At 73.3% G+C, this 20,227-nt stretch carries 20 protein-coding genes; 4 read left to right on the top strand and 16 right to left on the bottom strand.

The window, feature by feature from the left end:
• Positions 1–28: 28 nt before the first annotated feature.
• The 8 genes from tsaE to ACZ6J5_RS02525 form a co-directional block, all read right to left on the bottom strand.
• On the bottom strand, positions 29–532 hold the full coding sequence (tsaE, locus tag ACZ6J5_RS02560) for a tRNA (adenosine(37)-N6)-threonylcarbamoyltransferase complex ATPase subunit type 1 TsaE (RefSeq protein WP_469386816.1): 504 nt from the start codon (positions 530–532) through the stop codon (positions 29–31).
• Between the two features lie 14 nt (positions 533–546).
• Positions 547–1,701: an alpha/beta fold hydrolase gene (locus tag ACZ6J5_RS02555; protein WP_469386814.1), complete on the bottom strand. Its 1,155-nt coding sequence runs from the start codon at positions 1,699–1,701 to the stop codon at positions 547–549.
• A gap of 12 nt (positions 1,702–1,713) precedes the next feature.
• A complete protein-coding gene (gene alr, locus ACZ6J5_RS02550; RefSeq protein WP_469386812.1) occupies positions 1,714–2,862 on the bottom strand; it encodes an alanine racemase in 1,149 nt (382 codons plus the stop codon).
• A 32-nt stretch (positions 2,863–2,894) separates the two neighbouring features.
• Positions 2,895–3,782 (bottom strand): L,D-transpeptidase family protein, encoded by an 888-nt coding sequence (locus ACZ6J5_RS02545; RefSeq protein WP_469386810.1) that lies wholly within the window; start codon positions 3,780–3,782, stop codon positions 2,895–2,897.
• 82 nt (positions 3,783–3,864) lie between these two features.
• Complete coding sequence (locus ACZ6J5_RS02540) at positions 3,865–5,355, bottom strand: NAD(P)H-hydrate dehydratase (protein ID WP_469386809.1); 1,491 nt, start codon at positions 5,353–5,355, stop codon at positions 3,865–3,867.
• 103 nt (positions 5,356–5,458) lie between these two features.
• Positions 5,459–5,827 (bottom strand): holo-ACP synthase, encoded by a 369-nt coding sequence (locus tag ACZ6J5_RS02535; protein ID WP_362468590.1) that lies wholly within the window; start codon positions 5,825–5,827, stop codon positions 5,459–5,461.
• Positions 5,828–5,835: 8 nt separating this feature from the next.
• Positions 5,836–7,683, bottom strand: coding sequence for a glutamine--fructose-6-phosphate transaminase (isomerizing) (gene glmS / locus ACZ6J5_RS02530; RefSeq protein WP_469386806.1), 1,848 nt, complete (start codon positions 7,681–7,683; stop codon positions 5,836–5,838).
• Between the two features lie 40 nt (positions 7,684–7,723).
• Positions 7,724–8,473 carry a hypothetical protein gene (locus ACZ6J5_RS02525; protein ID WP_469386804.1) on the bottom strand — a complete coding sequence of 250 codons (750 nt, stop codon included), beginning with the start codon at positions 8,471–8,473 and terminating at the stop codon, positions 7,724–7,726.
• A gap of 104 nt (positions 8,474–8,577) precedes the next feature.
• Here ACZ6J5_RS02525 and coaA point away from each other — a divergent pair, with 104 nt between their 5' ends.
• Positions 8,578–9,579: a type I pantothenate kinase gene (gene coaA, locus ACZ6J5_RS02520; protein ID WP_469386802.1), complete on the top strand. Its 1,002-nt coding sequence runs from the start codon at positions 8,578–8,580 to the stop codon at positions 9,577–9,579.
• Positions 9,580–9,647: 68 nt separating this feature from the next.
• Complete coding sequence (locus tag ACZ6J5_RS02515; protein ID WP_469386801.1) at positions 9,648–10,622, top strand: DUF389 domain-containing protein; 975 nt, start codon at positions 9,648–9,650, stop codon at positions 10,620–10,622.
• 120 nt (positions 10,623–10,742) lie between these two features.
• Here ACZ6J5_RS02515 and glmM read toward each other — a convergent pair whose 3' ends face one another.
• From glmM to ACZ6J5_RS02495, 4 genes are all read right to left on the bottom strand, one after another.
• A complete protein-coding gene (gene glmM, locus ACZ6J5_RS02510) occupies positions 10,743–12,110 on the bottom strand; it encodes a phosphoglucosamine mutase (RefSeq protein WP_469386799.1) in 1,368 nt (455 codons plus the stop codon).
• Between the two features lie 144 nt (positions 12,111–12,254).
• Positions 12,255–12,767: a 30S ribosomal protein S9 gene (gene rpsI / locus ACZ6J5_RS02505; RefSeq protein WP_189974781.1), complete on the bottom strand. Its 513-nt coding sequence runs from the start codon at positions 12,765–12,767 to the stop codon at positions 12,255–12,257.
• A gap of 44 nt (positions 12,768–12,811) precedes the next feature.
• On the bottom strand, positions 12,812–13,255 hold the full coding sequence (gene rplM / locus ACZ6J5_RS02500) for a 50S ribosomal protein L13 (RefSeq protein WP_365337593.1): 444 nt from the start codon (positions 13,253–13,255) through the stop codon (positions 12,812–12,814).
• 206 nt (positions 13,256–13,461) lie between these two features.
• The gene (locus tag ACZ6J5_RS02495; RefSeq protein WP_469386796.1) at positions 13,462–13,869 is read right to left on the bottom strand and encodes a winged helix-turn-helix transcriptional regulator; all 408 of its coding nucleotides are present in this window, start codon (positions 13,867–13,869) and stop codon (positions 13,462–13,464) included.
• 111 nt (positions 13,870–13,980) lie between these two features.
• On the opposite strand from ACZ6J5_RS02495, the gene ACZ6J5_RS02490 reads away from it, so the two are divergent.
• The gene (locus tag ACZ6J5_RS02490) at positions 13,981–14,919 is read left to right on the top strand and encodes an NADP-dependent oxidoreductase (protein ID WP_469386794.1); all 939 of its coding nucleotides are present in this window, start codon (positions 13,981–13,983) and stop codon (positions 14,917–14,919) included.
• A 35-nt stretch (positions 14,920–14,954) separates the two neighbouring features.
• On the opposite strand, the gene ACZ6J5_RS02485 is transcribed toward ACZ6J5_RS02490, so the two are convergent.
• Positions 14,955–16,577 (bottom strand): ABC-F family ATP-binding cassette domain-containing protein, encoded by a 1,623-nt coding sequence (locus ACZ6J5_RS02485; RefSeq protein ID WP_469386791.1) that lies wholly within the window; start codon positions 16,575–16,577, stop codon positions 14,955–14,957.
• A gap of 56 nt (positions 16,578–16,633) precedes the next feature.
• Here ACZ6J5_RS02485 and ACZ6J5_RS02480 point away from each other — a divergent pair, with 56 nt between their 5' ends.
• The gene (locus ACZ6J5_RS02480) at positions 16,634–17,617 is read left to right on the top strand and encodes a hypothetical protein (protein ID WP_469386787.1); all 984 of its coding nucleotides are present in this window, start codon (positions 16,634–16,636) and stop codon (positions 17,615–17,617) included.
• Here the strand turns inward: ACZ6J5_RS02480 and truA are convergent.
• The 3 genes from truA to ACZ6J5_RS02465 all read right to left on the bottom strand — a co-directional run bounded on the left by truA (position 17,588) and on the right by ACZ6J5_RS02465 (position 20,142).
• Positions 17,588–18,445 (bottom strand): tRNA pseudouridine(38-40) synthase TruA, encoded by an 858-nt coding sequence (gene truA / locus ACZ6J5_RS02475; protein ID WP_469386785.1) that lies wholly within the window; start codon positions 18,443–18,445, stop codon positions 17,588–17,590. The two genes, ACZ6J5_RS02480 and truA, sit on opposite strands and share 30 nt — an antisense overlap.
• Before the next feature lie 86 nt (positions 18,446–18,531).
• Complete coding sequence (rplQ, locus tag ACZ6J5_RS02470) at positions 18,532–18,999, bottom strand: 50S ribosomal protein L17 (protein WP_401651169.1); 468 nt, start codon at positions 18,997–18,999, stop codon at positions 18,532–18,534.
• Positions 19,000–19,119: 120 nt separating this feature from the next.
• Positions 19,120–20,142: a DNA-directed RNA polymerase subunit alpha gene (locus ACZ6J5_RS02465; protein WP_003966937.1), complete on the bottom strand. Its 1,023-nt coding sequence runs from the start codon at positions 20,140–20,142 to the stop codon at positions 19,120–19,122.
• Positions 20,143–20,227 lie beyond the last annotated feature (85 nt).

Genomic DNA, 20,227 nt, shown 5'->3' with positions numbered 1-20,227 from the left:
CCGACACGTTGTCGGAACCTACGTACGTTCAGCCCAGCAGCAGGTCCGCGCCGGCCCACCGGTCGCCGATCCCGTTGAGCACCACCGTCCGCCGGTCGTCCACGTCGTCCGTGCCGTCATGGCCGACCACCCGGTGGATCAGCACGTGCAGCCGGTCGTCCGTCAGCTCCTCGACCTTGCCGTCACCCCACTCGACGACCACGACCGAGTCCGGCAGCGAGACGTCCAGGTCCAGGTCCTCCATCTCGTCGAGCCCGCCGCCCAGCCGGTACGCGTCGACGTGGACCAGGGCGGGGCCGCCGACCAGCGAGGGGTGGACGCGGGCGATGACGAAGGTCGGCGAGGTCACGGCCCCCCGGACGCCCAGGCCCTCGCCGAGCCCCCGGGTGAGCGTGGTCTTCCCGGCGCCGAGCTCGCCGGTGAGCATCACGAGATCGCCGGGGCGCAGCAGCTTCGCGAGGCGGCGGCCGAGCTCCGTCATCCGCTCGGGCGAGTCGATGGCGAGGGTGGCCTGGTTGTGCGGAGTGTCCATGCCCGCCAACCTACCTAGCCGCCGGCCGGTCCCTCGCCCGTGGGGACCGCGCCCACCCGTCCGAGGAGGTCGGCGAGCCGGTCGGTGACGGCCTCCGGGTGCTCCAGCATCACCAGGTGCCCGGCGTCCGGCACGATGACCAGCTCGGCGTCCGGCAGCAGACCGGCGAGCGCCTCGGTGTGCGAGCTCGGCGTGACCAGGTCCCGGTCCCCGGCGAGCGCCAGCACCGGCAGCTCCCGGAAGGCGGCCAGCGACGCCGTCTCGTCGTGCTCGACGAACGCCGGATAGAACTCGGCGACCACGTCGATCGGGGTGGACTCGATCATCCGCTCCGCGAACCGGACCACCGAGGGGTCCACGTCCTTCGAGGAGAACGAGTACTTCTTGATCAGGCCCGCGAACAGGTCGGCGGTCGCCCGCCGCCCCCGCTCCACCAGCTCCGCCCGCGAGCCGAGCGCCCGCAGCACCCCGGGCAGCACCCGGCGCACCGCGTTGACCCCGGCCATCGGCAGCCCGTAGCTGATCTCGTCGAGCCGCCCGGCCGAGGTCCCCACGAAGGCGGCGCCGACCACCCGCTCGCGCACCAGCTCGGGATGCCGGCCGGCCAGCGCCATCATCGTCATCCCGCCCATCGAGTGCCCCACCAGCACCAGCGGGCCCTCCGGGGCGGCGGCGTCGATGACGGCCTTGAGGTCGTCGCCGAGACGGCCGATGGAGACGGGCGTGCCGTCCGGGCCCGCCTGCTCGACCCCTCGGCCGGACCGCCCGTGGCTGCGCTGGTCCCAGTAGACCGCGCGGACCAGGCCCCGCAGCGCGGCCCGCTGGAAGTGCCAGGAGTCCTGGCTCAGGCAGTAGCCGTGGCTGAAGACGACGGTCACCGGCGCGGGCGCCTTCCGTCCGAACAGGCGCCGCCTGCGCGGGGCGGGCGCGTCCGCCTCGACCTCGTCCACCTCGTAGTACAGCCGCGTGGAGTCCTCGGCGACCGCCCAGCCGGGAGCCCCGCGCAGCGCCCCGAACGGGCCCTCCGAGTCCAGCGCGAGGCGTGCCTTCTCGCGCACCGAGCGCCCGACGGTCAGCCGCTCGACCGCGACACCGGCGGCGGCGCCGGCCGCGAGCACGCCTATCGCGGCACCGGCCCAGCCGGCCCTCCGCCAGGTCTCCTCGCCCACGGCCGCCCCCCGTTACGCGCCCAGGTGGACGCGCGGGACGCGCGCGCCGATCCGGGTGACGATCTCGTACGCGATGGTGCCGGCCGCGTCGGCCCAGTCCTGCGCCGTCGGCTCGCCCCCGTCGCCGGGCCCGAACAGCACCGCCTCGGTGCCCGGCTCGGGCCGGTCGCCGCCGAGGTCCACCACGAACTGGTCCATGGCGACCCGCCCGGCCACCGTCCGCACCTTGCCGGCGACGAGCACCGGACCGCGCCCGGAGGCGTGCCGGGGGATGCCGTCCGCGTAGCCGATCGGGACCAGGCCGAGCGTGGTGTCGCCCGGGGTCGTGTAGTGGTGCCCGTACGACACCCCGTGCCCGCCGGGCACGTCCTTGACCAGGGCGACGCTCGCCTTGAGGGTCATCACCGGCCGCAGCCCCAGCTCGGCGGAGGTGCCGATCTCGGGCGCCGGGGAGACGCCGTACATGGCGATGCCGGGCCGCACCAGGTCGAAGTGGGTCTCGGGCAGGGTCAGGGTGGCCGGCGAGTTGGCGATGTGCCGCACCTCGGGCTCGACCCCGGCCTTCTCGGCGTACTCCAGCAGGGTCCGGAAGACCTCCAGCTGGGCGGCGATCGAGGGGTGCCCCGGCTCGTCCGCGCAGGCGAAGTGCGACCAGAGCCCGGTCACCTTCACCAGCCCCTGCGCCTCGGCCTTGAGCGCCTCGGTGACCAGCTCCGGCCAGTCGGCGGGCTGGCAGCCGTTGCGCCCGAGCCCGGTGTCGGCCTTGAGCTGGATCCTGGCCCTGCGCCCGGTCTCCCGGGCCGCCTCGACGACCTCGGCCAGCGCCCACAGGCCGCTCACCGACATGTCGAGCCCGGCCTCGATGCCCTCCGCCCACGGGTCGCCCGGCGTCCACAGCCAGCACATGATCCGCACGTCCCGCAGCCCGGCCGCCCGCAGCGCCAGCGCCTCCTCGGGCGTCGCCGTCCCGACCCAGGTCGCGCCCGCCTCGACGGCGGCACGGGCGCAGGGCAGGGCCCCGTGCCCGTACGCGTCGGCCTTGACCACGGCCATGATCTGGACGTGCGGCTCGACCCGGGCGCGCAGCGCGCGGACGTTCGCACGCAGCGCGCCCAGGTCGATCTCGGCACGGGCACGGCGGGGCAGTGGTGTCTCAGTCATCGCGGCCCAGTCTCTCAGGTCGCCGGGCCGCCTCACCCTTCCGGCCGCTTGCCCCACACGTAGACCCGGTCCCCCTTGCGCAGCACGCCCCACAACCGCTCGGCGTTCCGGTAGCTCAGGTTCACGCAGCCTCGGCTGCCGACGGGGGTGGCGATCTGCCCGTAGACGGCGTGGAAGGCCTGGCCGCCGCTGAAGAACTGGGAGAACGGCATGGGCGTGTCGTAGATCGACGACCAGTGGTCCTTGTGCCGCCAGTAGATCTTGTGCCAGCCGGTCCTGGTCCGGTAGCCGGCCCGCCCGCTGCGCACGTTGACCACGGCGTACGTGATCTTCTTCCCCTTCTGCACCCACATCAGCTCCCGGTCGAGGTCGACACAGGCGACGGGGTAGGAGCGGGCGGGGCACTTCCCGGCGGCGTTGGGGTTCTCGCGGGCGGCGAGCAGTTCGGCGCGGCCCCAGGTGACGGGTCCGGCGTAGCCGTTGGCGGGCTTGATCTTCTCGCGCTGCTGGAAGGCGCGGATGGCCTTGCAGTCCGCGGCGGACTGCTTCCCGTCCGCCTTCAGCTTCAGCAGCCGCTCCACCCGGCGCTGGTGGGGCCCGGTCTTCGCGGTGCAGGCGGCCTTGGCGGCGTCGCGCGGCAGGAACTCGACGAGCTCGTCCACCTCCTTCGCCGGTACGGGCACGGGCTCGCCGCCCTCCACCTGCCTCGGCGGCAGCACCTGGTCGGGGGTGTCCATCGGGTACTCGCCCCGCCCGGCGGCGACCCCGCCGGGCAGCAGCACCTCCGCGGCCTCGGGCTCGGGCGCGTCGGCGCGGGCGGGCGGGGGCAGCAGGGCCGGGGTCAGGGCCAGCGGCAGGGCCAGGGCCAGGGCGGGCAACAGCGCGGTGACGCCTCGGCGGCGTCCTCTCCATCTGGTCACCCGCCCATCCCATGCCGCCCCGGGCCGGGGCGCCTGCGCTGCGCCCCCTGCGGAGCAACGCGTTCCGCCGAGTGGCGGGCGCTCAGCCGCCGGTGACGTCCCGCCAGGCGCCCGGCAGCGCCGCCGCCACGTCGCCCGCGGCCACCGGGGCGCCCCGGGCGGCGCGGCGGGCCGCCAGGCCGTGCAGGTAGGCGGCGGCGGAGGCGGCGTCCACGGGCGCGAGCCCGGCGGCGAGCAGCGAGCCCGCGAGGCCGGACAGCACGTCGCCGCTGCCCGCCGTGGCGAGCCAGGAGGTGCCGGTCGGGTTCACCCGCACCGGGCCGGTCCCGCCCGGCCCGCACACCAGCGTCGTCGAGCCCTTCAGCAGCACGGTGGCCCCGAACCGCTCGGCCAGCGCCCGGACGGCCGCGAGCCGCCCCGCCTCGACCGCCCGCCGCTCGACCCCGAGCAGCGCCGCCGCCTCCCCCGCGTGCGGCGTGAGCACCGTGGCCGCGCCGCGCGCCCGCACGGCGTCGGGGCACAGCCCGCGCAGCCCGTCCGCGTCGACGAGCACGGGCACCCCGGCCGCGAGCACCTCGGCGACCAGCGGGTGCGGGGAGATGTCCCGCGCGCGGTCCGCGGACCTCGGCGTCTCCCCCGGGGCCTCGCCGATCCCCGGTCCCACCACCCACGCCTGGACCCGGCCCGCCTTCGACGGCGGGCCCGCGTGGACCAGGGTCTCGGGGCGGGCGGCGAGGACCGCCGGGCCCGCCGGGCCGACGTAGCGGACCGCGCCCGCGCCGCCGCGCAGCGCGCCCTCGACGGCCAGCACGGCGGCGCCGGGGTAGCGGGCGGAGCCGGCGACGACGCCGACGACCCCGCGCCGGTACTTGTCGCTCTCCGCCCCCGGCACCGGCAGCAGCCGCGCCAGGTCCTCGTGCTGGAGCGCCTCCAGGTCCGGGACCGAGGGCAGGGTGGCGCCGAGCCCGATGTCGACCAGCCGCAGCGCGCCCGCGTACTCCCGGGCCGGGTCGATCAGCAGCCCCGGCTTGTAGGTGCCGAAGGCGACGGTCGCGTCGGCCCGCAGCGCCTCCCCCGGCACCTCGCCGGTGTCCGCGTCGACGCCGCTCGGCAGGTCCACGGCGACCACGACCGCGTCGGAGCCGCGCGCCGCCCGCGCGACGGGCACCGCGTCGGGCCGCAGCCCGCCGCGCCCGCCGATGCCGGTGATCCCGTCGAGCACGAGGTCGGCGGCGGCCAGCGCCTCGTACGGGTCCTCGTGCGGGCCGACCACCCGGCCGCCCGCCGCGCGCAGCGCCGCCAGGCCGCCCTCGTGGGCGCGCGCGGAGAGCGGCACGGCCGTCACGCCCGCACCGCGCCGGGCCAGCAGCGCCCCGGCGTACAGGGCGTCACCCCCGTTGTCGCCGCTGCCGACGAGGAGCACGACCCGGGCCCCGTACACCCTCGGCAGCAGCCCTCGGCAGGCGGCGGCGAGTCCCGCCGCGGCCCGCCGCATGAGCGTGCCCTCCGGCAGCCGGGCCATCAGTTCGGCCTCGGCGGCCCGTACGGTCTCCACGCGGTAAGCGGTACGCATGGCCCCCAGCCTGTCCGCTCGGCGCCCCGCCCGCCACCTTCGGCGCGGTCGCGTACGAGGGGGCCCGCCCCTCCGGCCCGCCCCTCCGGCCCGCCCCTCCGGCCTACCCCTCCGCGATCACCACCGCCGAGGCCACCCCGGCGTCGTGGCTCAGCGACACGTGCCAGTGCCGCACCCCGAGCTCGGCCGCCCGCGCCGCCACCGTGCCGCGCACCCGCAGCCTCGGCTGCCCGGTGTCCTCGACGTACACCTCGGCGTCCGTCCAGTGCAGCCCCGCCGGGGCGCCCAGCGCCTTCGCGAGGGCCTCCTTGGCGGCGAACCGCACCGCCAGCGACGCGCTGCCCCGCCGCTCGCCGCTGGGCAGCAGCAGCTCGCGCTCGACGAAGAGCCGGGAGAGCAGCCCCGGCGTCCGTTCGAGCGACGCGGCGAAGCGGTCGATCTCCGCCACGTCGATCCCCACCCCGATGATCATCTGTCCACTCACTCCACTGTCACGGATTTGGCCAGGTTGCGCGGCTGGTCCACCTCGTTGCCCCGCGCCGTCGCCAGTTCGCAGGCGAAGACCTGGAGCGGCACCGTGGAGACCAGCGGCTGGAGAAGCGTAGGTGTCGCGGGGATCCGGATGAGGTGGTCGGCGTAGGGGACGACCGCCTCGTCGCCCTCCTCGGCGATCACGATCGTCCGGGCGCCCCGGGCCCGGATCTCCTGGATGTTGGAGACGATCTTGTCGTGCAGCACGGAGCGGCCGCGTGGCGAGGGGACGACGACCACCACCGGCAGCCCGTCCTCGACCAGCGCGATCGGGCCGTGCTTGAGCTCCCCGGCGGCGAAGCCCTCCGCGTGCATGTAGGCGAGCTCCTTGAGCTTCAGCGCGCCTTCGAGGGCCACCGGGTAGCCGACGTGCCGCCCGAGGAACAGCACCGTGTCCGCCCCGGCCAGCGAGCGCGCCAGCTCCCGCACCGGCTCCATGGTCTCCAGCACCCGCTCGACCTCGTCGGCGATCCGGGACAGCTCGCGCACCACGGCGTGGATCTCGTCCCCCCACTGGGTGCCGCGCACCTGGCCCAGGTAGAGCGCGAGCAGGTAGCAGGCGACGAGCTGGGTCAGGAACGCCTTGGTGGAGGCGACGGCGACCTCGGGCCCGGCGTGCGTGTAGAGCACGGCGTCCGACTCGCGCGGGATCGTCGAACCGTTGGTGTTGCACACGGCCAGCACCTTGGCGCCCTGCTCACGGGCGTGCCGCAGCGCCATCAGCGTGTCCATGGTCTCGCCGGACTGGGAGATCGCGACGACCAGGGTCCGCTGCCCGAGGATCGGGTCCCGGTAGCGGAACTCGCTGGCCAGCTCCACCTCGCAGGGGATCCGGGTCCAGTGCTCGATGGCGTACTTGGCGATCAGCCCGGCGTGGAAGGCGGTCCCGCAGGCGATGATGACGATCTTGTCGGCCTCGCGGAGCACCGCGTCGGGGATGCGCACCTCGTCCAGCCGCAGCCGCCCCTCCGCGTCGATCCGGCCGAGCAGGGTGTCGGCGACGGCCTTGGGCTGCTCGGCGATCTCCTTGAGCATGAAGGAGGCGTAGCCGCCCTTCTCGGCGGCCGAGGCGTCCCAGTCGATGTGGAACGCCCGTACGTCGGCGGGGGCGCCGTCGAAGTCGGTGACGGTGACACCCTCGCGGGTGAGCTCCACGACCTGGTCCTGGCCGAGCTCGATGGCCGAGCGGGTGTGGGCGATGAAGGCGGAGACGTCGGAGGCGAGGAAGTTCTCGCCCTCGCCGACCCCGACGACGAGCGGGGAGTTGCGCCGGGCGCCCACCACCACGTCCGGCTGGTCGGCGTGCACGGCGACCAGGGTGAAGGCCCCGTCGAGCCGCCGGCACACCAGCCGCATGGCCTCGGCGAGGTCGCCGACCGAGGAGAACTCCTCGGCCAGCAGGTGGGCCACCACCTCGGTGTCCGTGTCGGAGCCGAGCCGGTGGCCGCGTTCGGCCAGCTCGGCGCGGAGCACGGCGAAGTTCTCGATGATCCCGTTGTGGACGACGGCGACGCGCCCCGCGTTGTCGAGGTGCGGGTGCGCGTTCGCGTCGGTGGGCCCGCCGTGGGTGGCCCAGCGGGTGTGTCCGATGCCGGTGGAGCCGCTCGACAGCGGGCGGTCCACCAGCTCCTTCTCCAGATTGACCAGCTTGCCGGCCTTCTTCGCCGCGGCGAGCCCCCCGTCGGAGAGCACCGCGACCCCGGCCGAGTCGTAGCCCCGGTATTCGAGCCTCTTGAGGCCGGCGATCACCACGTCGAGTGCCGACTGTCCGCCTACATAGCCAACGATTCCGCACATAGCGCGCAGCCTACGGCCCGGCGGCCCCGGAGGGCCGGAGTCAGCGCAGCTTGGCCGCCTGCGCGTCGACCAGGTCCTGCGGCAGGCCCTTGACCTTGCCGCTGACGCTGATGGTCGAGAAGGTGGCGAGGTTGTTGCCCTTGCGGAAGACCGCCAGGGTGCTCGTGAAGGGGGTCCCCTCCATGTCGCTGACGACGGTGAAGGCCACGGCCTCCTCACCGGCGGTCAGCGGCAGCGGGGTGACCTTCGTGACCTTGGTCTTCTCGCCGCTGGAGCTGACGGTGAAGCCCTCGCCGCAGGCGGTGGAGGCGGCCTTCAGCGAGCCGATGGCCTGCTGGGCGCCCTGGCCGCCGTACGAGCCGAGGGTGACGGCCGTGACGGGCGCGGCGAGCGCGTTCATGACGTCGTCCGGGGAGCCGGCCGTGCCCTTCTTCGCCTGGATCGCCTTGCGCAGCGCGCTCGCGCCGGGGGTGCCGGTGGAGACGCCGGACATGGCCTCGGCGAGCGGCTCGCAGGCCGCCTTGTCGGCGCCGACGTCACCGGCGTTGACGATGTCGGCCGCCCCCGCCTTCTTCACCAGGTAGCCGGGGGCGTCGGGCTGTCCGATGACCAGCTTCTCCAGCTCGGCCGCGGTCAGCGCCTTCACGTCGGGCTTGGCGGCGGCGGAGGCGGAGGCCGCGGCGTCGTTGTCGCCCTTCGGCTTCCCGTCCGGGGCGTCACCCCCGCAGGCGGTGAGCAGCAGGGCCAGGGAGGCGGTGGAGACGGCGGCGACGGCGGTACGTACAGACATGCGCATGACCGAATGATCACGGCCGGGGCCGCCGGGCCACAAGCCGATTGCCGCGTGACCCACCCCACGGCACACGATCGCCCCGGAGCCACGACAATGGCGGGGTGATCACTTCGCCGCCACGAAGCCCGAACGGTCCCGCCGGCAACGGAGCCAGGCGGGCGGCCGAGCCGACGCCGTACGTCGATCTCACTCGGGCCGAGTGGAGCGCGCTGCGGGACAAGACCCCGCTGCCGCTGACCGCCGAGGAGGTCGAGCGGCTGCGCGGCCTCGGCGACGTCATCGACCTCGACGAGGTCCGGGACGTCTACCTGCCGCTGTCGCGCCTGCTCAACCTGTACGTACAGGCCACCAGCGGGCTGCGCGGGGCCCTCAACACCTTCCTCGGGGAGAAGGCCGAGCAGCGCGGCACCCCCTTCGTCATAGGGGTCGCCGGCTCGGTCGCGGTCGGCAAGTCGACCGTCGCCCGCCTCCTCCAGGCCCTCCTCGCCCGCTGGCCCGAGCACCCCCGGGTGGAGCTGGTGACCACCGACGGCTTCCTCTACCCGATGGACGACCTGCGGGCGCGCGGGCTGATGTCCCGCAAGGGCTTCCCCGAGTCGTACGACCGGCGGGCGCTGACCCGCTTCGTCGCGGACATCAAGGCGGGCAAGGAGGAGGTCACCGCGCCCGTCTACTCGCACCTGATCTACGACCGGGTGCCCGGCGAGCGCCTGGTGGTGCGCCGCCCCGACATCCTCATCGTCGAGGGGCTGAACGTCCTCCAGCCGGCCCTGCCCGGCAAGGACGGGCGCACCCGGGTCGGGCTCGCGGACTACTTCGACTTCTCGGTGTACGTGGACGCGCGCCCCGAGGACATCGAGCGCTGGTACCTCAACCGCTTCCGCAAGCTGCGCGACACCGCCTTCCAGGACCCCTCCTCGTACTTCCGGCGCTGGACGGCGGTCTCCGAGGAGGAGGCGCTGGACTACGCCCGCACGATGTGGCGGACCATCAACAAGGTGAACCTGCTGGAGAACGTGGCCCCCACCCGGGGCCGGGCGACGCTCGTGGTGCGCAAGGGCCCCGACCACAAGGTGCAGAAGCTGAGCCTCCGCAAGCTCTGAGGTCCGTAGGCCCTGAGCCTCCGCAAGCTCTGAGGTCCGTGGGCCCCGGGCCTCCGTAAGCTCTGAGGATGCTGCACCTACGGATGATCGTCCCGCCCGACCGGACGGAGGCGGCCGCCGCCCTCATCGGCCGCACGGTGGGCACCACCCACGTGGTGGTCCTGCCGGGCGCCGCCCGCGAGCCCGCCGGGGACGTGGTGATGTGCGACGTGGCCCGCGAGGCCGCCGACGAACTCATCAACGGGCTAAGGGACCTGAGGATCGACCAGGACGGCTCGATCGCCGTCGACGACATCGACCTCTCGCTGTCGAAGCGGGCCGAGGCGGCCGAGGAGGAGGCTCCCGGGGAGGGCGCCGACGCGGTGGTGTGGGAGCAGTTGAGCGACGCCACCCACGAGGAGTCGACGCTCACCATCACGTACAGCGCGTTCATGATCCTGGCGACCATGATCGCGGCCTGTGGCGTGGTCCTGGACAACGCGATCCTGATCGTGGGCGCGATGGCCGTCGGCCCGGAGTTCGGGCCGCTGGCGGGCATCTGCACCGGGATCGTGCGGCGCTCCCCGAAGCTGGTGCTGCGCTCCTCGTGCGCCCTGGTCGTCGGCTTCGCGGCGGCGATCGCGGCGACGACGGTGTTCAGCCTGGCGATGGACGCGCTGGGCCTGTTCAGCGTGGCCAAGCTGGACGCGCCCCGGGTGAACACCGGCTTCATCTGGCAGCCGGACCCGTTCTCCTTCGTGGTCGCCCTGCTCGCGGGCGCGGCCGGCACGCTGTCGCTGACCTCGACGAAGTCGGGTGCGCTGATCGGCGTGGCGATCTCGGTGACGACCGTCCCGGCAGCGGCGAACGCGGCGGTGGCGCTCAGCTACGGGCAGTACGGCCAGATGTGGGGCTCGATCGAGCAGCTCGCGCTCAACCTGACCGGCATCATCCTGGCGGGCACGGTGACCCTGCTCGGCCAGATCCTCCTGTGGCGCACCCAGCGCGGCCGCTGGGTGCGCAAGGGCCGCGGCCCGGACGCGACGCCCACCACCACCCGCTGAGACGGTGCCGGCCCCCTTCCCGCGTACGGGGAAGGGGGCCGGGGCGTCCTCGGACGCGCGCGTCCGCCGGTCCGGTGGTCCGCCGGTCCGGGGGTCGAGGGTCCGGGGGCCGAGGGTCCGTCAGCCGGTCTGGCCGAGGGCCGACTTCACGACGTCGGCGAGGCGGCCGGCCACCGAGCGGGCCTGCTCGATGTCGGCGGCCTCGACCATGACCCGCACCAGCGGCTCGGTGCCCGAGGGGCGCAGCAGGACGCGGCCGGTGGAGCCCAGCTCGCGCTCGGCGTCGGCGACGGCGTTGGCCAGCTCGGCGGAGGTGCCGACCCGGCCCTTGTCGACGTCCGGGACGTTGACCAGGACCTGCGGCAGGCGCTCCATGACGGCGGCGAGCTCGGCGAGGGACTTGCCGGTGGCGGTGACCCGGGCGGCCAGCATCAGGCCGGTGAGGGTGCCGTCGCCGGTGGTGGCGTGGTCGAGCACGATGACGTGCCCGGACTGCTCGCCGCCGAGGGCGTAGCCGTGCTCCTTCATGGACTCCAGGACGTAGCGGTCGCCGACCGCGGTCTGGACGAGGTCGAGGCCCTCGCGCTCCATGGCCAGCTTGAAGCCCAGGTTCGACATGACGGTGCCGACGACGGTGTCGCCGCGCAGCGTGCCCGCCTCACGCATGGCGAGGGCCAGCACGGCGAGGATCTGGTCGCCGTCGACCTCCTCGCCCGCGCCGTCCACGGCCAGGCAGCGGTCGGCGTCGCCGTCGTGCGCGATGCCCAGGTCGGCGCCGTGCTCGACGACGGCGGCCTTCAGCAGCCCGAGGTGGGTGGAGCCGCAGCCGTCGTTGATGTTGAGGCCGTCCGGCTCGGCGCCGATGGTGACGACGGTGGCACCGGCCCGGGAGAACGCCTCGGGCGAGACGCGCGCCGCGGCGCCGTGCGCCTCGTCGAGGACGATCTTCAGCCCGTCGAGGCGGTTGGGCAGGACGCCGATGAGGTGGGCGACGTACTTGTCGAAGCCCTCGTCGTAGTCGCGGACCCGGCCCACGCCCGCGCCGGTCGGCCGGTCCCAGGGGGCGCCGGTGCGGTGCTCCTCGTACACGGACTCGATCCGGTCCTCCAGCTCGTCGGCCAGCTTGTGCCCGCCGCGCGCGAAGAACTTGATGCCGTTGTCGGGCATGGCGTTGTGCGAGGCCGAGAGCATCACGCCGAGGTCGGCGCCGAGCGCGCCGGTGAGGTAGGCGACGGCGGGCGTCGGCAGCACGCCGACCCGCAGCACGTCCACACCCGCGCTGGCGAGGCCCGCGACGACGGCCGCCTCCAGGAACTCCCCCGAGGCCCGCGGGTCGCGGCCGACCACGGCCGTCGCCCGGTGGCCCTCGAAGGTGCCCGCCTCGGCGAGCACGTGCGCGGCCGCGACCGAGAGGCCGAGCGCCAGCTCAGCCGTCAGATCGGCGTTGGCCACACCGCGGACCCCGTCCGTGCCGAAGAGTCGTCCCACAGCTGTCCTCCGAATGTACGTGCCATGCCCAGGGTGTCCGGGGTCCTGCCCCAAGATTATGAAACCAAGGTGTGAAAAAGCCGTACGCCCCGGCGGCACGGACAGTGCCGCCGGGGCGTACGTACAAGCAGACCGAGCAGGCGATTAACGCTTGCTGTACTGCGGAGCCTTACGGGCCTTCTTGAGACCGGCCTTCTTGCGCTCGACCGCACGGTCGTCGCGGGAGAGGAAGCCGGCCTTCTTCAGCGCCGGGCGGTTGTTCTCGACGTCCGCCTCGTTCAGCGCACGGGCCACGCCGAGGCGCAGGGCGCCGGCCTGGCCGGAGACACCGCCACCCGCGATGCGGGCGATGACGTCGTAGCGGTCGTCCAGCTCGAGCACCTTGAAGGGCTCGTTGACTTCCTGCTGGTGGACCTTGTTCGGGAAGTAGTCCTCGAGCGTACGCCCGTTGATCTTCCACTTGCCGGTGCCCGGGACGATCCGGACGCGGGCGATGGCGTTCTTGCGACGGCCCAGGCCGGCGGCCGGCTGCGGGTCGCCGAAGCGCGACGCGAGGGACTCGGAGGTGTAGTCACCCTCGACGATCTCGGTCTCGGTGGTGTACTCCTCGACGCCCTCGAACTCGTCGACGGGGGTCTCGGGGGTGGTCTCGGCCACGATGCTCCTCAGATTTCTTTCGTTCTTAGGGGGTGTGGCCGGAACTACTGCGCGACCTGGGTGATCTCGAACGGAACCGGCTGCTGGGCAGCGTGGGGGTGGTTCTCGCCCGCGTAGACCTTCAGCTTCGAGAGCATCTGACGGCCGAGGGAGTTCTTCGGGATCATGCCCTTGATGGCCTTCTCGACGGCCTTCTCGGGGTTCTTGTCCAGCAGCTCGTCGTAACGGACGGAGCGCAGACCACCCGGGTAGCCGGAGTGGCGGTATGCCATCTTCTGGGTCTTCTTGTTGCCGGACAGGTGAACCTTGTCGGCGTTGATGATGATGACGAAGTCGCCCATGTCCATGTGGGGGGCGTAGACCGGCTTGTGCTTGCCTCGCAGGAGGTTCGCGGCCGTGGTCGCCAGACGGCCCAGGACGATGTCCTGCGCGTCGATGATGTGCCACTGGCGAGTGACATCGCCGGGCTTGGGGCTGTACGTACGCACTTCGTAGCCTTCGCTTCTTCAGTGGATGGAGTCACAAGACACACCTGAAGCGATCATGCAGCTGGGGCCTGCACTGCCGGGACCATCGCCCGTATGCGAGCCACTGGTAACTGCTCCAGGGAACCTGCGTAGCGGCCCTTCGCGTGAGAACGACGAAGCCAATACGCATAACAAAGCAGAAGCGTACCCGCGCTCCCCCGGGCGGGTCAAAACGCGTCGGCGCCCCGGTCATAGGCCGCGCGGGCCGCGCCGACCTCCTCGACGTGCCCGTCCGCCCAGTCCTTCACGGCCCGCACCACGGGCAGCAGGCTCGCCCCGAGCGGGGTCAGGGCGTAGTCCACCCGCACCGGCACGGAGGGCGTCACCGTACGGACCACCAGCCCGTCCCGCTCCAGACCCCGCAGCGTCTGCGTGAGCATCTTCTGGCTCACCCCGGCGACCTTGCGGCCCAGCTCCGCGTAGCGGCGCGGCCCGTCCGCGAGGGCGTTCAGGAGCAGCGTGACCCACTTGTCGGAGAGCCGGTCGAGGAGCTGCCGGGCGGGGCACTCGGCGAGATACGCGTCATAGGCGCGCCGGGCCTCCGCACGGCGCTCGGCGGCGGTACGGGTGCCCATGGGCACGCTCCTTCCGGTGCGGTACGCACTCCGGGGTACGTACTTCCCGACGGAGAGTAGCCCTCCCTAGGTTCGTCGGGTCAGCACACCGCCCCAGGGAAGGCCCCGGCCATGCGCGCTCTCGTCATCGACTCCTTCGGCGGCCCCGAGGTCCTGCGGATCGCCGAGGTCCCGGTGCCCGCGACCGGACCCGGAAGGGTCCGGATCAGGGTCGAGGCGGCCACCGTCCACCCGGTCGACCTCGCGACCCGCGCGGGCGTCCTCGCGGAGGCCGGACTGATGGCCGGCCGGGGCCGCACCGGCCTCGGCTGGGACGTCGCCGGCCTCGTCGAGGAGACCGGCCCCGGGGTGACGGGACTCACACCCGGCGACCGGGTCATCGGCCTGAACGACCGGCTGGACGTGCCGCTCGGCAGCCAGGCGGAGTACGTGGTCCTGGACGCCCACGCGGTCGCCCCGGCCCCCGCCCGGCTCGCCCCCGAGGCCGCCGCGACCCTGCCGCTGGCCGGGCTCACCGCCCTCCAGGCGCTGGACGCGCTGGACCTGCCCGCCGGGGAGACGGTCCTGGTCACGGGCGCCGCGGGCGCGGTCGGCGGCTATGCCGTGCGGCTGGCCGCCGCGCGCGGCCTGCGGGTCGTGGCGACGGCCCGCCCCGCCGACGAGGCGGCCGTGCGGGAACTGGGCGCCGGGCTCTTCGTCCCCGCCACCGCCCCGCGCCTCGGCGAGGCCGTCCGGGAGCTGGCCCCCGGCGGCGTGGCCGGGGCCCTGGACGGCGCCGTCCTCGGGGCCGCCGCCCTGGACGCCGTGCGCACCGGCGGCGCCTTCGCGGCCCTGGTCGCGGGCGGCGCCCCGTACCCGCTGCGGGGCATCCGGATCGTCCCGGTCTGGGTCCGGGCCGACGCGGCCGGCCTGGCGCGCCTCGCGGCCCTGGCCGACGAGGGCGTCCTCGTCCCGCGCCTGGCCGGGACCCTCCCCCTCGCCGAGGCCGCAGAGGCACACCGCCGCCTCGCGGCGGGCGGCCTCCGCGGCCGGCTGGTCCTGGTCCCGTGAGCGGACCGGACCCGGCGGGAATCGTCAGACGGGCCCTACCGGGCCCGCTCCACCCGCCGCTCGTCCCACACCGGTTCGGTGGTCTCCCGGACGACCCCGTCCGAGCCGAAGACCAGGAAGCGGTCGAAGGAGCGGGCGAACCAGCGGTCGTGCGTCACCGCCAGGACCGTGCCCTCGTACGACTCCAGACCGTCCTGGAGCGCCTCGGCCGACTCCAGGTCCAGGTTGTCCGTCGGCTCGTCCAGCAGCAGGGCCGTGGTGCCGGCCAGCTCCAGGAGCAGGATCTGGAAACGGGCCTGCTGGCCGCCGGAGAGCTTGTCGAAGGGCTGGTCGCCCTGCCGCTCCAGCTCGTAGCGGCGCAGCATCGACATCGCCGCCCCCCGGTCCTTCGCGTGGTCGGTCCACAGGATGTCGACGAGCGGGCGCCCGAAGAGCTCCGGGTGCGCGTGGGTCTGCGCGAAGTGGCCGGGGACCACCCGCGCGCCCAGCTTCCAGGTGCCCGTGTGCGCCACCGAGGGGTCACCGGCCAGCAGCCGCAGGAAGTGCGACTTGCCGGAGCCGTTCGAGCCCAGGACGGCGACCCGCTCCCCGTAGAAGATCTCCAGGGAGAAGGGCTTCATCAGGCCCGTGAGCTCCAGGTTCTCGGCCGTGAAGGCCCGCACCCCGGTGCGCCCGCCGCGCAGCCGCATCCGGATGTCCTGCTCGCGCGGCGGCTCCGGCGGCGGGCCGGCCTCCTCGTACTTCCGCAGCCGGGTCTGCGCGGCGGCGTAGCGGGAGGCCATCTCGTGGCTGACCGCGGCGGCCTGGCGCAGGGTGACGACGAGCTTCTTCAGCTGCGCGTGCTTCTCCTCCCAGCGCCGCTTCAGCTCCTCGAAGCGCGCGAAGCGCTCCCGCCGGGCCTCGTGGAAGGTGTCGAAGCCGCCGCCGTGCACCCACACGTCGGACCCGGCCGGGCCGGGCTCCACGGCCACGATCTTCTGCGCGCCCCGGGACAGCAGCTCCCGGTCGTGGGAGATGAAGAGCACGGTCTTGCGGGTCTCCCGCAGCCGCTCCTCCAGCCAGCGCTTGCCGGGGACGTCCAGGTAGTTGTCCGGCTCGTCGAGCAGCAGCACCTCGTCCTGGCCCCGCAGCAGGTACTCCAGGACCAGCCGCTTCTGCTCGCCGCCGCTGAGCGTGCGCACCTCGCGGAACTGCGCCTTGTCGTACGGCACGCCCATCGCGGCCGTGGTGCAGATGTCCCAGAGGGTCTCGAACTCGTACCCCTGGACCTCGGCCCAGTCGCTGAGGGCCTGCGCGTACGCCATCTGCGCGGCCTCGTCGTCGACCGTCATGATCTTGTGCTCGGCCTCGTCGACCGCCTTCGCGGCGGCCTTGATGCGCGCGGGCGCGACCGAGACCAGCAGGTCGCGCACGGTCGACCCGTCCCGCACGGAGCCCACGAACTGCGGCATCACGCCGAGCCCGCCGCTGACGGTGACGGTGCCGCCGTGCGGCTGGAGCTCACCGGCGATCATCCGGAGCAGGGTCGTCTTGCCGGCGCCGTTGGCCCCGACCAGGGCGACGACGGCGCCCTCTCCCACCCGGAAGGAGGCGTCCCCGAGCAGGACCCTCCCGTCCGGAAGGTAGTACTCCAGATGTGCGGCCTCGACATGTCCCATGGAAGGCATTGTCACCGCCGGACCCGCCCGATCCCAAGCGGATTAGGATGCGCGGCATGAGCTTTGGGGGACCACAGTGGCCGCAGCAGGGCCCGGAACAGCCGCAGCCGTACGGACAGCCGCCGCAGCCGCCGCAGCAGCCACAGCCGTGGCAGCCGCAGCAGCAGGCCCAGCCGCCCTACCAGCAACCACAGCCGCAGCCGCAGCAGCCGCCGAATCCCTTCCCCGGCGCCCAGCAGGGCCACACCCCGGACTGGGGCGCCCTCGCCGACGCCTCCGCCGCCCGTAACAAGCGCAGGCGCGGCCTGCTGATAGGCGGCGGCATCGTCGCCGCGCTCGCCGTCAGCGCGGTCGTCGCCACCTCCGTGGTCCTGACCAACAAGAAGAACAACGAGGCGTCGAACCAGCCGATCACCGCGACCGGCTCCGCCGCCCCCGGCGACTCCGCCAGCCCGGCGCCGACCTTCTCCTCGGTCGCTCCGCTGCCCCCGCCGAACCCGATGGACTTCCTCTCCGACGCGAAGAAGGACAAGGCGCCGCTGAGCGCCGAGGGCCTCTTCCCCGGCAAGAAGCTGACCATGAACGGGCGCCCGTACCAGAAGGGCGCGACCTCCTCCACGACGGACTGCGCCGCCGTCACCCAGGGCGGGCTCGGCCCGGTCCTCAAGAGCAACGGCTGCACCCGCGTGATCCGGGCCACGTACGTGAAGGACGGCGTCGCCGTCACGGTCGGCGTCGCCGTCTTCCCCACCGACGACCAGGCCCTCCAGGCGAAGAAGCAGGCGGCCGGCGGCATCGCCCCGCTGGCCGGCGCCGGTGTCGGCGACTTCTGCCACGCGACGGTCTGCCTGCGCCGCACCAACTCCATCGGCCGGTACGTCTACCTCACCCAGACCGGCTTCGCCAACGGCAAGAAGGTCACCACCGGCGACCAGCCGGTCTTCCGGACCGCGGACGACCTGGGCACCTTCACCTTCAACCAGATCTACGCCCGAGGCCGGGCCCAGGCCTCAGCAGCAGCCGGCGCTCCCGGGGAGTGAGCGCTTGTTGCGCGCCTCCCGGCTGCGCGCGGCGAGCTGGTCGTCGGCCGGGTAGCCGACCTCTTCCAGGGTGAGACCGTGCGGCCGTACGACGTGCACGGCCGAGTCCCGGACACCGGCGGCCAGCACCTTGCCGGGCCACTCCACCGGCCGGTGCCCGTCGCCGACGAAGAGCAGCGCGCCGACCAGCGAGCGGACCATGTTGTGGCAGAAGGCGTCGGCCTTGACGGTGGCCTCCATGACCCCGTCGGGCCGCCGCTGCCAGCGCAGCTCCTGGAGGGTGCGGATGGTCGTCGCGCCCTCGCGCCGCTTGCAGTACGCGGCGAAGTCGTGCTCCCCGACCAGCGCGGCGGCGGCCTCGTTCATGGCGTCCATGTCGAGCGCCCAGTCGTGCCACAGCACGTGCCCGCGCAGCAGCGGGTCGACGCCGCCGGGGTTGTCGGTGACGCGGTAGGCGTAACGGCGCCAGACCGCCGAGAAGCGCGCGTTGAAGCCCTCGGGGGCCTCGGCCACCCGCCACACCCGGACATCGTGCGCGAGCCGCCCGGCGAGCCGCCGCAGCAGCTTGTCCCGGTGCTCGGCCCACAGCTCGACGGGCAGGTCGACGTGGGCGACCTGGCCGCGCGCGTGCACCCCGGCGTCGGTCCGGCCGGCGACGGTCAGCTCGTACGTCTCCTTGGAGCGGGTGACCGTCTTCAGGGCGTCCTCGATGTCGCCCTGCACGGTGCGCTGCCCCTGGGCCTGCTTGGCCCAGCCGGAGAAGTCCCTGCCGTCGTACGAAAGGTCCAGCCGTACCCGTACGAAACCGGGCTGCACGTCGTCGCTCACGCGACCCATCCTCTCAAAGCCTGAACATACGGAACGGGCCCGCACCCCGAGGGGTGCGGGCCCGCGCACAAGACCGTTCAGAACGCTCAGGCGTCCTGCTCGTCCTTCTTGGTCTCGACCGCGGCGGCCTCGTCGGCCTCCTTGACGGCGCGCACGGTGGCGGCCTCGGCCTCGGCGACGGTCGCCTTCTTGGCGATCTCGCCCTCGACCAGCTCGATCACGGCCATCGGCGCGTTGTCACCACGGCGGTTGCCGATCTTGGTGATACGGGTGTAACCACCCGGACGCTCCGAGTAGCGCGGCGCGATCTCGGTGAAGAGGGTGTGGACGATGCCCTTGTCGGTGATCGTCTGCAGCACCAGGCGACGGTTGTGGATGTCGCCCTTCTTCGCCTTGGTGATGAGGCGCTCGGCGACGGGACGCAGACGGCGGGCCTTGGCCTCGGTCGTCGTGATGCGGCCGTGCTCGAACAGCGACTTCGCCAGGTTGGCGAGGAGCAGCTTCTCGTGAGCGGCGGAACCGCCGAGGCGGGCACCCTTCGCGGGACGCGGCATGGTGTTTCTCCTAGGTGTCTGCCCCGGCCGTGTGAGGTACCGGGGTCAGTATCCGAGCAGGCGGTCGCCTGTCGGAGATCCGGGCGGCGCCCCGGTCGGGGGCGCCTCCGGAAAGTGTGCTCAGTACTGCTCGGTCTCGACGAAACCGGCGTCCGCGTCGTCGTCGGCGCCGAAGGCGTCGGCGGCGGCGGTCGGGTCGAATCCGGGCGGGCTGTCCTTGAGGGCCAGGCCCATGCCGGCCAGCTTCGCCTTGACCTCGTCGATCGACTTCGCACCGAAGTTGCGGATGTCGAGCAGGTCGGCCTCGGAACGCGCCACGAGCTCACCCACGGAGTGGATGCCCTCGCGCTTGAGGCAGTTGTAGGACCGAACGGTGAGCTCCAGCTCCTCGATCGGCAGCGCCAGGTCGGCGGCCAGGGCGGCGTCCGTGGGGGACGGGCCCATGTCGATGCCCTCGGCGTCGATGTTGAGCTCGCGGGCCAGACCGAACAGCTCGACCAGGGTCTTGCCGGCGGACGCCATGGCGTCACGCGGGCGCATGGCCTGCTTGGTCTCGACGTCGACGATGAGCTTGTCGAAGTCGGTGCGCTGCTCGACTCGGGTCGCCTCGACCTTGTAGGTGACCTTCAGCACGGGGCTGTAGATGGAGTCGACCGGGATGCGGCCGATCTCCTGGCCGACCTGCTTGTTCTGCACGGCGGAGACGTAGCCGCGACCGCGCTCGACGGTCAGCTCCATCTCCAGCTTGCCCTTGCCGTTGAGCGTGGCGAGGACGAGGTCGGGGTTGTGCACCTCGACACCGGCCGGGGGCGCGATGTCGGCGGCGGTGACCAGGCCCGGACCCTGCTTGCGCAGGTACATCACGACCGGCTCGTCGTGCTCCGAGGAGACGACCAGCTGCTTGATGTTCAGGATGAGGTCGGTGACGTCCTCCTTGACGCCCGGCACGGTGGTGAACTCGTGCAGGACCCCGTCGATCCGGATGCTGGTGACAGCGGCGCCGGGGATCGAGGAGAGGAGGGTACGGCGGAGGGAGTTGCCGAGGGTGTAGCCGAAGCCCGGCTCCAGCGGCTCGATGACGAACCGGGAGCGGAACTCGTCGACGACCTCTTCGGTCAGCGAAGGACGCTGAGCGATAAGCATGTCTTCGTTTCCTTCGTTTGTGGACGCCCACTATTTGACGCCCGACAGATACTGCGAGGTACAGCCAAGGGTACGGGCGGCACGT

Source organism: Streptomyces sp. NPDC042100 (assembly GCF_055582325.1).
This window is presented reverse-complemented; position numbering and strand designations above follow the sequence as displayed.